The sequence below is a fragment of the Pseudomonas sp. MWU16-30316 genome (assembly GCF_020515645.1).
Lineage (GTDB): Bacteria > Pseudomonadota > Gammaproteobacteria > Pseudomonadales > Pseudomonadaceae > Aquipseudomonas > Aquipseudomonas cerasi.
The window spans coordinates 737,731-751,212 of record NZ_JAIZAZ010000002.1 but is presented as its reverse complement, the minus strand read 5'-3'; the positions used below and the strand labels follow the sequence as shown (position 1 = coordinate 751,212).

Here is a 13,482-nt window from a genome sequence, read left to right as displayed (position 1 = left end):
TATTGCACAGTCCCTATGCAAGCGGCTAGTACCGTGAGCGCCGATCCGCCGCGGCAGGCCCCACCGCAGCAACGTCCTGGCCTGATCATGTCGTTCATTGCCGGCGTGCTAAAAATCATCGGACTGCTCTTCATGTCCTTGCTGGCGTCGATCATCATGGAATACATAGGGCTGATCTGGTTCTGGCCGGAGCAAGGCTGGCACCACAGTTATGCGATGCTCGACAGCGAGCTCGCGTGGCTCAGCAGCCACTTCAAGAACTCGCTCATTGTTGAGCAACCGGGAGCAGCGACGTTGAAGGTTTTAACCCTTCTGGAGGAGTGGCTCATCGAGCGAACCGGGCTAGCACACCTGGATGCTCGCGCCGGCGAGATCGGTCAATCCGATAGCTTCTGGGCGTGGGTCGGTAGTATGTATGTGCTCACCAAGGACTATATCCTCGCTGCGGTCTACACGACGATGACTTTTGCGGTGCGCCTGGCGGTGCTGACCTTGGCGACACCGCTGTTTTTGCTCGCGACGCTGACGGGGCTGGTCGACGGACTGATGCGCCGGGACTTGCGAAAGTTCGGCGCCGGACGCGAAAGCAGCTTCATCTACCACCGGGCCAAGCGATCTCTCGTTCCGCTGATGTTCATGCCCTGGATTGTCTATCTGTCTCTGCCAATCAGCGTGAACCCGCTATGGGTATTGGCCCCCTGTGCAAGCATGCTAGGCGTCATGGTGGCAATTACTGCCTCCACGTTTAAAAAGTATTTGTGACTTCAAACTTGGCCACGTACGGGTTATAAATTGGCATCCGCGAAGTGCGACTGTCTCTGGTTACTTATAGCGAGCATCGACGTCAGGGCGGCAGCTTTTTCAGTCGTGGATGCCATGGAGCTGTAGAGTTATGCTAAGGAGCCTTGAATGTTTTGGAAGCGAAACGACCCCATCCGAGTGGAGCTGATCAATGCTCCTACCATCATCGCTGAATCCAAGCCAGCAGCGAATGAGCGAGCCCGTGCTCCCGAGAAGAATCCATCGATAAAATTCCTGACCTGGGACCAGTTCTTCAAACTCCGGGCGCGAAAGCAGTTTTGTCTATCACCGCGCCAAGCGAGCAGTGGTACCATTACTGATCGTGCCTTGGATAATGTATCTGTCCCTGCCCTTTTCAATCAGCCCAATGGCGGTATTCCTGCCTTGCTCCGTATTGCTTGGGGTGATCATCGCAATCACGGCGGCGACGTTCAAAAAACATATCTAAGTGCAACACAAGTGCTAATTTTTTTTCAGTCGATATGACAACGCGCGTGTTTGGTGGCCGCAGCCTTACTGCCGGTTGCCTATCCTCCAATACTCTTCTACCGCCCAGAGCGAGCACCCTCCTTGCAGGACTTTGATAGCCCCGATGTATGCGTCATAGGTGGGCTTATCAAAGTCAGTCCAACGCGTTCTCATAGCGCAAGCTACATCCCATTTTTCGCGAAAATCCTCATGCAAAACTTCGCACATTTGCTTCCTGCTCGCAATGCTCAGCGATGCCCCGCCTCGCGGTCTTCCTGGGGCTATTATCGCCGAGGTCACTAAATATTCAGAAGACAGCAAAGCAGTGGGAGAATTTGTGAGCCTTGCAATGACCATCTTCAGCATGACTATTTTTTCATCTACTACTGACAGCGTCTCTGATGCCATTACTTCGAGGGTCTGTTTGGCCATAGAGATCTGAGGATTACGGAAGGGTTGTTGTAATCTTGTAAGACTTTCGCGCTTACAACTTTTGACCTTCAGCTTCCCCCTTCTTATTGCTCGGCCGGTCTGAACCAAGGGTTAATTTTAGTAATTATAACGCCATCTTGTGAGGTACAAGATCACCACCGGCCGAGTTTTCTGGGTACTATCGATTAATGAGTCTTGAAGCGATTTACGAGTGAGATGAGGCGATTATTAGAGTCTTGCAGCATGTCAGTGCTGCGATTAGCGCTCTCACCGTTTGCGACCAATTTTTCGACTATCTGCCGTATTGAAACCATATTGTGGTTTATCTCTTCGGACACCGCGCTCTGTTCCTCGGCTGCGGTAGCGATGTGATTGCTGAGATCGCTGATATCAGTAACTGAACTTGCCATCTTATCTAGGTCGGAGTGGACTTTGGTCGTCTTGTCGGCGGTGATCTGGCAACTGATTTTAGTTTTATCCATAGCGTTGACAGCCGCGCTTACACCCTGTTGAAGGCGCAAGAGCATCTCATTGATTTCAGAAGTGCTCTTTTGAGTACGTCCTGCCAAGGCTCGTACTTCATCTGCCACAACGGCGAACCCCCGCCCTTGCTCGCCAGCACGAGCCGCCTCGATCGCCGCGTTCAACGCAAGGAGGTTGGTCTGGCCTGCGATTTCGCCAATCACGCTCAGCACATCATTGATGCGGTTCGTGTCTTGCTCCATCAACTGGACTTTTGCCGTGGCACTTTCGACTTCACCGATAAGGGCGAGGACACTGGAAGAGGCCTCCTGCACCACGAGCTTGGATGTCCTGGCGTGCTCGTTGACCTGCTGTGTAAAACTCGCCGTGTCGCTAGCATTCTTGGCAACAGATTCGGCAGTTGTACTCATCTCGGTGACCGCTGTTACTGCTTGGTCTGTTTGCGAAGCGTGTTGCGCGAGAATTTCGTTGGAGTGTTGCGATTGTTGCTTGAGTAGAGCGATCTCATCGGAAATCTGCTCTGTGGCGCTGGATACGTCGCTGATCATATCGCTCAAGTAAGCAATAAAGCGATTGACGGATTTCCCCACGTCGTCCACTTCATCCTGTCCCTTGACTGGAATTCGCCGAGTCAAATCAGCATTACCAGCTGATAAAGAGTCAATGTTGGACTTCAAAATCGCTAGGCGATTAATCAGTTTCTTTAAAGCGAATACCATCAGCAGTAACAACAAGAGCACTACTGGTACCTGGAGCATGGTCAAGGTCCTAAGTAAGGCATCTCCATGCACGGTCAAAAGACGAGTTGGCTGCGAAGCGGCCAGTAACCAGGGCGTGCCGGATATTCTGGTCAGAAGGAATGTGTGGTCCTCCCCCTCTGTTCCTATGTAGTGGTTCTGGACCAGCTCTGAGCCCTTTGGTGGGGCTTTCAGGGCAGACTGAATCGTTGCGATGAACGGCGATTTACCAGCCAGGTCGGAAACGTTCTTCAGTACAACATTACTGTTTCCACTCGACTCATTGCTAAGGATCGTGCCATCGGATTCAACCACCATTACATGACCGCTGATCTCTTTTTCTTTATCTGCGACCAGTTGATTGAAGAAGTTCAAAGTGACATTTATTGTTGAAACACCATATACCTCATTATTTTTGAAGATGGTCATGGCGCAGGCAGTGCGCGGTTCTGGGCTGGCGGCATCATTAAAGGCTGCTGACCATCCGCACTGCCCTCGCAGAGCCTGCACACCACCTTGGTACCACGGTTGGTTAAAGTATAGCGGGGACTCAGGGGTATTCCAAAAGTGGTTGGCGATCATCTCTCCCGAAGCATCGCGTACGTAAAACGTACTGTGCTTTTCTCGGCCAGGAGTGCGCTTCTGGGGAAGCGGCCAAATGCCTCCACCAACAACTTTTATATCGCCGTACTGATCAAGTAAGGCCGGTAGTACCTTATCTATGGTGTCGCTGTCTAACACCGTTGTGGCTTGGGTGATACTGCGCGACTGTGCTTGTACCTTAGACAATTCCATGGTGATTTTATTGCTGATTTCCTCAACCTTGGCGATCAATACTTCCTGGTCAGTCGTCATCAATTGCGGTGTTATGAAAAGCTTTATTCCGACGATAGTTAGTGCAACGATAGAAATGATGAAAAAAATCAATGTAAAAGTATAGCGAGTCTGAATTGTTCTAAATGCACTCATAATATCGCCTTCTATGTTGTTGGTTTGATCGGCCTTATTTGTAAAAGGCTTATTTTTAGCAGTAAGAAAGTTTATTGCTGTTGGCTGAGGTATCACTCCAATATTGTTCAAGCTTGTCAAAGTTTGGAAGGCATTCGCCAGCAACGACTGTATCTGATTAGACGAGTGATCTTTATGTCTTGTCTTCAGTTAGACTTGGCGCGTTAAGCAGGCTCTAAGTTTAAAATCAATCTTAGTTGACGCGCTCTCCAAAACGTCAGCGAGGCCGGTCCGCGAGAGTGAACCGGCTGTTTCACTTTTTATGGGCTGCCCCAAGGAGTTAGAGGGGAGCTGCCGAGGTGTTTCGTGTTATGAAACACTTGCCAGCGGTGGCGAGGCGGTTGTGTATTCATCGTTCCTATGACAGTGAAATTTCTAGGGCGAGTTCAGGCCTCAATCTTCAAGCATTCGCATTTTCACGGAAGTAGATTTGGATGGGTTGTCTAACAGAGCCCGCCAAGCCACGGACGTCATTAACCAGATTGAGCGCAGCAAGTCCTGCGGCATGCACCACCCCGCGGGCGTCCTGATCAAGTACTACGTCCATCCCGCCAGCCGTCAGTAATGCACGTGTCGAGTCAGAAATGCCGTGCCCGATGAATACGATCGGTGGTTCTGCGGGCAAGTCTTTCAACGCCTTTGCTACACCTGCTGCGCCATCTCGTGTTACATAGACCCCGGTAACGTTGGAGTAGCGGGGAAGCGCGTCTCTTAACGCTACATAGGCTTCTTCGTCGTCCGTGGGGAAGTCGGGTTCCACCGCCCAGCGCAAATGTTTGAAATCCTCTTCCAGAATTTGTTCGAAACCGGTCCTGCGTTCGCTCTGGTCCGGAAGACGTGATGAATCAGACAGAATGATGACGGTGCCAGATCTGCCTGCAGTGAACTTGCCCATCAGCAATCCAGCGGTTCTCCCCATCATCCGGTTGTCAGCGCCTAGAAACAGTGCGCGTCGGCTCGCCGGTCGATCCGAAAAAACCGTTATCACCGGTATTCCTACCTCGCAACACGTGTCGATGAACTGATCCACCCACGGATAATCCAGTGGTAAAAGCACGACCGAGTCATATCCGCGCAAGGACTCTGAGAGTTGTGCGGTCTTCAAATTATCGGAGAAATCACAACGGTAGAAGGATGGCGTAATCCGGTGCTCTCTAAAGAAGCTGGCTGAGAGGGCAATATCACGTTCAACCTTGTCGACAAATTTTGACCTGATTACAGGCACAACGAACGCTACTTTTATGGACGTGTGTTTGGCGGGTCGTCCTCGGCTGGCTCGGGTATTACGCAAACTGTCCAAAGCAGCTTGGACACGCTCGACAGTTTCTGGACGGACCGCAGAGTCGTTGCGAATGACCCGATCGACTGTTGCCACGCTCACGCCAGCAAGCCGGGCAATGCTCACTCGAGTGGCTGCCATCAGTCCCCCTGCTTTGTCGGGGTTGAGAGGGATTTGTCGATTGGTTGCATTTTCATTAAAAGGCTTCGGTTATTCGGCCTGAAAGTGATCGAAACGCTAGCTGTCTTCGTTCGGACTTTCGTGGGCTGATGTGGAAATGATGAATCTTCAAATATAACACCATCGTGTGGCGCGACAGCATCGCAGCCCCCCATCAGGAACTGATCAAGTGGGGAGCGCAACGATGCATGGAAATGCCACCATTTACCAATTTCTAAATGTGCACTTCGTACAGCAGGGCCGCCAGCGCACCACCTACGAGCGGACCCACCACCGGGACCCAGGCATAACTCCAGTTGCTTCCTTGCTTACCCTGGATCGGTAACAGCGCATGCAAGATGCGAGGCCCGAGGTCGCGGGCTGGATTAATGGCAAAACCTGTTGCCCCACCGAGAGATGCGCCTATTCCCATCACCAGTAACGCAACAGGCAAGGCATCCAGTGCGCCAAGCCCGATACTGGCACTCGCCAGTTGCAGAATGCCGAAGACAAGAACGAACGAGGCTACCGCTTCCGATATGATGTTTGCAGGGAGGTTACGCACTGCGGGGCCGGTAGAAAATGCAGCGAGCTTTATACCTGCATCCTCGGTCTCGCCAAACTGTTTGTAGTACGCGGCCCAGACAAGCAATGCGCCAAACGCCGCGCCAACTGTTTGTACACCGATATAGGGAAGAACTTCGGCCCAAGGGAACCTGCCAGTCATGGCGAGTGCGACAGTTACCGCTGGATTGAGATGCGCGCCGCTGTTGTAAGGTGCAACGCAGAATACCGCGATAAATACAGCCATTGCCCAGCCAACCGTGATAAGGAGCCAGCCACCGCCTAGCGCCTTCGAGCGAGCCAATATCACGCTAGCAACGACGCCGTTACCGAGAAGCACGAGCAGTGCGGTTCCGATGAATTCTCCAAGCAAGGATGTCATGTCGATATCTCCAATATTGTTGTTGTTTTACGGGTTTAAAGATCTCCAGCGCTAATGAGTTTTTACTCGAAGGCGCCATATACTTTTACGGAGAGGAGCTGGGTTAAAAGCCTAAGCACCCCATCGCAACGCAGCGGTGTGCACAGGACTGTCCCAGTGTTCCTTGGTCATCTCATCCAATATGCAAAGCGTGAACGATGCGCCAGCCATCTCGAGAGCAGTCGTATAGTTACCAACAAGCGAGCGGCTCACTGACAGCCCTTTTTTGTCGAGCCACTTCTGTGCGCAGTTGAAGAGCAGATAGAGTTCGCTGAGGGGGGTAGCGCCGAGTCCGTTGACAATCAGCAACACTTCAGAACCCTGAGCGGGTTGTAGATCATTGCAAATGGCTTCCAGTAGCTCGGCAGTAATGGCGTCTGCAGACATCAGTTTGTCGCGACGACGCCCAGGTTCGCCATGTATGCCCACACCGATTTCGACTTCATCGTCACCGATTTCGAATGTGGTGGTTCCTGCTTCCGGGACGATGCAACTTGTCAGAGCAACACCCAATGATGCCGTATTCTTGTTGACTCGGTCCCCAAACGCTTTGCAGTGCTCCAGATCCGCTCCAGTTTCGGCTAGGCTTCCGACTAGTTTCTGCACGATGACGGTACCGGCCAAACCACGCCGACCGGTCGTGTAGCTTGAGTTTTCTACAGCAACGTCGTCATTGATCAGTACCGTGGCCGTTGCCAAATCGGACATATCGGATGCCATTTCAAAATTGACCAAGTCGCCGGAGTAATTCTTCACAATGAATAGAACGCCCGCGCCGGTATCGACAGCTTGAGCAGCTGCCATCATCTGGTCAGGAGTGGGCGAGGTGAACACTTCGCCAGGGCACGCAGCATCCAGCATGCCGCGGCCGATAAAGCCGATATGAAGGGGTTCATGACCGGATCCTCCACCCGAAACAAGGGCGACTTTGCCAGGGGTCAGGACCTTGCGTTCAAGGTATGTCGGATGTAAGTTCAGGGAGATAAGGTCCGAGTGTGCAGACGCGAAGCCAGATAGGGTTTCGACGAGGAAATCGTCGACGTTGTTGATAAATTTTTTCATTATTTTTTTTATCCTTGGAGTGACTTCGTCATCTGTTGACGCACGACTGAAAGGCAGCCAAGCGACCGCTCACCGAGAAATTATGCAATCCCTTTCTTAACAAGCATGTCTCGCATTGACCACATGCCGTGTTTCACTTCCATAGCCTGCTCAGCAAGGCCTCACATAAGAAAATCGCCGTTGGTCGCTACCTCATCCCAGTTCCCAGTCGTTCTAAAGACGAGGAGGCAATGCGCTCATTATCCTGGTGATGCCTTTACTACTTTCCTGCGCCTCCATCAGCCCCACAGTGCATGCTGCGACTGCTAGGGCTTTCAAGCCGCTACCTTTCACGTGAAATGATGGCTTAGTTTTTTTGATATTACATCATTCGTCATCAAATACAATCGCGCGGATCTGATTTTTTGGAGGGCGCTTGTTTGGCTGATATAGATCAGATACCGGTCAAGTCGAGAGTCGTCGGGTGGATTGGGTGAAGCGGCTGTCTGAGTAGCTCGCGCTCGGGCGCCACTGCGGCCTAGCCGATCAGCCCACGATTGGCGGCGCGTCCTGCCTCACAGCAAAGCTCACCCTCGTTTCGCAGGTGGCACATCCACGTCGATGACCCGCCCTGTAACGATCCGGTTGCCCAGGAGTTTACGTAGGTAGACAGTAGGTCCGAAGGAGATGATGACTGAATGATGGTGTTTGCACCTAAAATGATTTGTTTTTCTAAATTAAATGCGTCATTGTTGTGTTCGGCGATACGTTGATTGGCTGTGGAGATCTCCTTTAGATCTCTTGGCGATGGCAAGTTCGAACATGATCCTGTCTCAATTCGAACGCTGCACGAACCTCGAGTCGAGTAGTAGGCGTTTTTTCCAGTCCTCATCGCGCGCTGTGGCTAGCTTTGCAGCGGATGTCGTTGGTCGATGCAGCTTGCCATGCTCAAGCTTGCATCGCTTTAAGGTATCTGCAGGATCAGCAGTGGTTTGTTGAGCCCGCCGACTAATAAAAAATTGGTCACCTCTGGTGATTGCTCTGCCCGGCGACTGCCTACGTAGTTCCCCGGATCGGCATAACCAGGTGAGTGACAGTCAACCGGATAACCTCCATGAAAAAACTCATCAATGACCCTAATTCCGTCGTCGAGGACATGCTGGAAGGCGCTGTGTTGGCCAACCAGAATCTAATGCTCCTGGAAGGTGAAAACATCGTAGTCCGTAGAGACTTTCAGGCGCTTGCAGCTGCCAATAAGGTAAGTATTGTTTCGGGTGGCGGAGCGGGTCACGAGCCTGCTCATGCCGGTTACGTGGGGCATGGCATGCTCACCGCGGCGGTCGCCGGGCCCGTATTTACCTCGCCGAGCGTGGACGCAGTTCTAAGCGCAATTATGGCTGTCGCTGGCTCTGCTGGCGTGTTGTTAATCATCAAAAACTATACTGGCGATCGACTCAACTTCGGCCTGGCCGCGGAGATTGCTCGTACCGCGGGCGTCCAGGTTGAGATGGTCGTGGTGGGTGATGACGTCGCCTTGGACAATGATGGCGGTTTGGTTGGTCGTCGAGGCATCGCAGGCACTGTATTTATTCATAAAGTGGCGGGGGCCGCCGCCGAAGCCGGGCTTTGCCTCTCTCAGGTGAAGAGTGAAGTTGAAAAAGCCGCCGCCGGGCTGTTCAGCATGGGCTTGGGCTTAAGCGCCTGTACCGTACCGGCCGCCGGTAAACCTGGCTTCAAAATCGAAGACGACGAAGTTGAGTATGGTCTTGGTATCCACGGCGAAAGCGGCGTACGCCGAGGTCCTATCCAGCGTGCCGATGAAATGGTTAAGACGCTGTTGGACAGAATTATTGACCAAGGGCGTTTGCAGGCGGATGAGCGCGTGGTGCTAATGGTCAATAACCTGGGTGCCACGCCTGCACAGGAGTTGGACATTGTCGCCCGTCGAGCACTCTTGGGATGCATTAAGCACGGTATCAAGGTAGAAGGGGTCATGGTCGGCACCTTTCTCACCGCACTGGAAATGGCGGGCTGCTCGATTTCCCTTATGCGTGTCGATGACCCCCTTATGTTGCGTCTGCAAGCGCCTACTGAAGCGACGGCTTGGCACGGAATGACAGAACCGGTCCGGACCATTTCGCGTCAGCCTTGTAGAGGTCCCGTTGCAGAATCCGCTTCGATCGGAGGCACCTGGTCCTGCGACAATGCCAGGCAATTCAAGACCATTCTGCAGTCGGTCACCCTAGCCTTACGCCAACAGGAAGAAGTCTTGACGGAGCTGGACTCCGTGGTCGGTGATGGCGACATAGGTATCAGCCTGGCCCGCGGCGCACGCGCAATTGAAGATTCACTCGGCACCTTGGACCTTGAACGGCCCGCAATTGCTCTCCAACAAATTTCGGCCATTCTGCGCCGTGCATTGGGTGGTACGTCCGGCCCCTTGTATGCGGTCTTTGTTTTGCGGGCCGGAGTTGCGTTATCCGGGGCCGGTAATCTGAACGCTGCGTCAAGCTGGGCCAACGCCTTCCAGGCGGGCTGCGACGGAATTGTCAACCTCGGAAATGCCAGTGTTGGCGACAGGACGATGTTGGATGCGCTATTGCCAACAGCCTTGGCTTTGCATGCATGCGCCGATGAGCTTGAGGCTGTGGACGTTGCAAAAAAGGCGGACGCCGCCGCCTCGAAAGGTGCAGAAGAAACACGGAATATGATGCCCCTAAAAGGTCGCTCTTCGTATATCGGTCAACGAGCTCTGGGGCACGTGGATCCCGGTGCCTACGCCGTGACCGTCTGGACTAAAGCCATCGTATCGGCCCTGGAAAGCTTCGGTCGTTGATCATTTAGGGAGAAAACCATAGCGCCCCTTAAATCGTTTAGGGGCCCTTCGCACCTTCAATGGGTTAGCGAAGCAGGGCTTCGGATTTTTACGGGGCGCTATTCATACGAACGTTTTTGAAGTGGTGGCGTATGCATGCGGCCAAGTCGGGGTCGCTTCAGAAAACGGAAAATAAAGCACGTTAAGCCGATCGCAGTGGCCGCAGTGGCCTGAACTTGCTCGATCCGACCCTTGCAGTGCTGCGCCATAGATAATCCCCAGTCAGGTTGATATGTTCCCAGCCCAACGGCGACAGATACCTTAACAGCGTGTCATCAACACCTTGGCCGTGGTCACGCACAGCGTTTGCGGCGCGCTCTAAATAAACGGTATTCCAAAGGACGATGGCTGCCGTCACCAGGTTGAGGCCACTGGCTCGGTAACGTTGCTGCTCAAAACTACGGTCGCGGATTTCTCCCAGACGATTGAAAAACACCGCCCTGGCCAGCGCGTTGCGGGCCTCGCCCTTGTTCAGTCCAGCATGCACTCGGCGACGCAGCTCGACATTTTGCAGCCAGTCCAGGATAAACAGCGTGCGTTCGATACGTCCCAGCTCTCGCAGGGCTACGGCCAGGCCGTTCTGGCGTGGATAGCTGCCAAGCTTCCTGAGCATCAGCGACGCGGTGACAGTGCCCTGTTTGATCGAGGTAGCCAATCGCAAGATTTCGTCCCAATGGGTGCGAATGACCTTGATGTTCAACCTCTGACTGCTAATCATCGCCTTGAGCGCACCGTATGTGGCCTGATCCTTCGGGATATACAGTTTGGTGTCACTCAGGTCACGGATGCGTGGGGCAAAGCGAAAGCCCAGCAGGTGCATCAAGGCAAAGACATGATCGGTGAACCCCGCCGTGTCAGTGTAGTGCTCACTCATCAATACGCAGGTCAGATTCGTGATACAGCAGACCATCAAGTACATAAGTTGAATCACGCACGCCGACATTGACGACCTTGATATGGTATGGCGCGTACTGATCGGAAATGTGGGTGTAAAAAGTCCGTCCGGGACTACTGCCATATTTTGGATTGATATGCCCCGTGCTTTCAGCCTTGCTTCTAGTACGAAAGTTCTGACCGTCGGACGATGACGTACTGCCATCCCCCCCCAATGTCCTGCAAAGACGTGCTGAAATTGCGTATTGACCAGCTCGGCCAGCGCAGCAGAGTAGGTTTCGTCGCGGATATGCCAGGCTTGCAGCCAAGCCAACTTGGCGTAGGTCATGCCGGGACAGGACTCGGACATTTTGGATAAGCCCAAATTGATCGCATCAGCCAGAATTGTGGTCAGCAACCGATGTTTGTCTTTGGGCCCGTCGCCCGACTTGAGGTGGGTGAAATGACGGGTGAAACCTGTCCATTCATCCACCTCCAACAGCAGTTCGGTGATTTTGACGTGTGGCAGGCTCATTGCCGTCTGATTGATCAACGCCTGCACGGTGTCGGGAACCGCTGCATCCAGTGGTGTGATCTTTAAGCCTGATGCGGTGATGATGGCATCTGGCAAGTCGTTAGCCGCCGCGAGTTGATCGACCCTAGCGAGCTGTGTTTCCAGGAGCGTTAATCGCTCGTGTAGGTACTGATCACAATCAGTGTCCACAGCCAGCGGCAACTGGCCGATTTGCTTGAGGCTAGCGAACTTCTCGGGCGGGACTAGGTAGCCTTCGAAGTCCTTGAACTGGCGTGAACCCTGTACCCAAATATCACCTGAACGCAGTGAATTCTTGAGTTCCGACAGCACGCCCAGTTCGTAGTAACGCCGGTCAATGCCAGCCTCAGTCATCACCAACCTCTGCCAGCGCTTTTTGATAAAGGCAGTCGGTGCACCAACTGGTACTTTGCGGCTGTTATCGGCATTCAGGGTACGCAATAGGTCGATGGCCTCAAGCACATCCATAGCGGCAGGTGCCGCTCTCAGCTTGAGTATATTGAGAAGCTGCGGCGTGTAACGACGCAGCGTGGCGTAGTTCTCACCAATGAGGTGCAGAAAATCAAAATTTTCAGGCTGGGCGAGCTTCTGCGCCTCGGTGAGGTTTTCGGCGAAGGCGTCCCACGATATGACGGCCTCGATGGCCGTAAACGGGTCTAGCCCCGATACCTTCGCATCGAGCAGCGCTTGGCCGATACGTCCGAACAAACGCACTTTGGCGTTGATGGCCTTACCGGACGCCTGGAACTGCTGCAGGTGCTTTTTCTTGGCAGTGTTGAACACTTTGCCGATGATGCGATCATGAAGGTCGATAACTTCGTCGGTGACGGTAGCCATGCCCTCGATGGCAAGTGCCACCAAAGTGGCGTAGCGGCGATGCGGCTCGAACTTGGCCAAGTCGGTAGGTGTCATTTGGCCACCTTCACGGGCGATCTTGAGCAGTCGATTCTGATGCGCTAACTTCTCGACGCCAGAGGGTAGGTCGAGTGCCTGCCAAACCTTGAGTCGCTCAATGTGTTCAAGCATATGTCGCGAGTTCGGTTTGGCGGGAGATTGCCGAAGCCAGGCCAGCCAAGTCGTGTTTCCGCTGTCTCGGCGCTTCAACAGATCATCAAGGCGACGCCGGTGCACGTTCGATAACGGCTCGGACAGCGCTTCGTGGATACGGCGCGGTTAGCGCGGGTAACCGCATCGGCGCCGGCCCGTTCAACGGCGTTGAGAGCAGGCAGAATGATCAATTGCTGCCGCAGACGCTCAATCAAGGCATTGACCAAGACGATATCTTTGTCGGTTTGCATGGCCAACTCAGTCAGCCATTGAGCGGCTTGCCGGTAATGGCTCATGGTGAAGGGCTCAAAACCGTATACCGTTTTCAGCTCGACCAGATGCTCGCGCCGAGTCTGCTCTCTCTGTCCATAGGCGTCCCAACTATCGACGCTTACCTTGAGCTGATCAGCGACCAGTCTTAATAAGGATGGGGGCGGCGCTCATCGGCACCCAGGACGATGCCCGGGAAGCGTAGGTAGCAAAGCTGAACCGCGAAACCCAAGCGATTCGCCGCGCCACGACGTTGTCGAATAATCGAGAGGTCAGCGTCGCTGGATGTGTAGTGGCGGATCAACTCGTCTTGGGTGTCTGGCAAGGCGAACAGACCTTCGCGCTCGGCGGCAGATAGGATCGAACGACGCGGCATGTATGTAGCCCACTTCTCTTGTGATCTGTGATATGTCGAAGCAGATTGCATATCGAAATCACGACCACGCAAATAACAATCAACGCCATTCGTCG

General features: G+C 53.4%; 7 protein-coding genes and 2 pseudogenes. 3 read left to right on the top strand and 6 right to left on the bottom strand.

Going from position 1 to position 13,482, the window contains the following annotated elements:
* The first annotated feature begins 15 nt into the window (after window positions 1–15).
* Together LCH65_RS10235 and LCH65_RS10230 are read left to right on the top strand one after the other, a co-directional pair.
* Window positions 16–762 carry a TIGR03747 family integrating conjugative element membrane protein gene (locus LCH65_RS10235; protein ID WP_260523818.1) on the top strand — a complete coding sequence of 249 codons (747 nt, stop codon included), beginning with the start codon at window positions 16–18 and terminating at the stop codon, window positions 760–762.
* Between the two features lie 298 nt (window positions 763–1,060).
* Window positions 1,061–1,249: pseudogene (locus LCH65_RS10230) on the top strand (DUF4400 domain-containing protein); the annotation flags it as partial.
* A gap of 637 nt (window positions 1,250–1,886) precedes the next feature.
* Here LCH65_RS10230 and LCH65_RS10225 read toward each other — a convergent pair.
* The 4 genes from LCH65_RS10225 to dhaK all read right to left on the bottom strand — a co-directional run bounded on the left by LCH65_RS10225 (window position 1,887) and on the right by dhaK (window position 7,414).
* Window positions 1,887–3,890 (bottom strand): methyl-accepting chemotaxis protein, encoded by a 2,004-nt coding sequence (locus tag LCH65_RS10225; protein WP_226439462.1) that lies wholly within the window; start codon window positions 3,888–3,890, stop codon window positions 1,887–1,889.
* Window positions 3,891–4,329: 439 nt separating this feature from the next.
* A complete protein-coding gene (locus LCH65_RS10220) occupies window positions 4,330–5,349 on the bottom strand; it encodes a LacI family DNA-binding transcriptional regulator (protein WP_226439355.1) in 1,020 nt (339 codons plus the stop codon).
* Between the two features lie 253 nt (window positions 5,350–5,602).
* Window positions 5,603–6,313, bottom strand: a complete 711-nt coding sequence (locus LCH65_RS10215; RefSeq protein ID WP_226439354.1) for an MIP/aquaporin family protein — start codon at window positions 6,311–6,313, stop codon at window positions 5,603–5,605.
* 111 nt (window positions 6,314–6,424) lie between these two features.
* On the bottom strand, window positions 6,425–7,414 hold the full coding sequence (gene dhaK / locus LCH65_RS10210; protein WP_226439353.1) for a dihydroxyacetone kinase subunit DhaK: 990 nt from the start codon (window positions 7,412–7,414) through the stop codon (window positions 6,425–6,427).
* A gap of 1,093 nt (window positions 7,415–8,507) precedes the next feature.
* On the opposite strand from dhaK, the gene dhaL reads away from it, so the two are divergent.
* Window positions 8,508–10,229, top strand: a complete 1,722-nt coding sequence (dhaL, locus tag LCH65_RS10205; RefSeq protein WP_226439352.1) for a dihydroxyacetone kinase subunit DhaL — start codon at window positions 8,508–8,510, stop codon at window positions 10,227–10,229.
* Window positions 10,230–10,410: 181 nt separating this feature from the next.
* Here dhaL and LCH65_RS10200 read toward each other — a convergent pair whose 3' ends face one another.
* Window positions 10,411–12,825, bottom strand: coding sequence for a Tn3 family transposase (locus LCH65_RS10200; protein WP_345945908.1), 2,415 nt, complete (start codon window positions 12,823–12,825; stop codon window positions 10,411–10,413).
* A pseudogene (locus LCH65_RS10195) lies at window positions 12,795–13,387 on the bottom strand (DUF4158 domain-containing protein). The gene LCH65_RS10200 and the pseudogene LCH65_RS10195 overlap by 31 nt, the downstream one beginning before the upstream one ends.
* Window positions 13,388–13,482: the final 95 nt, after the last annotated feature.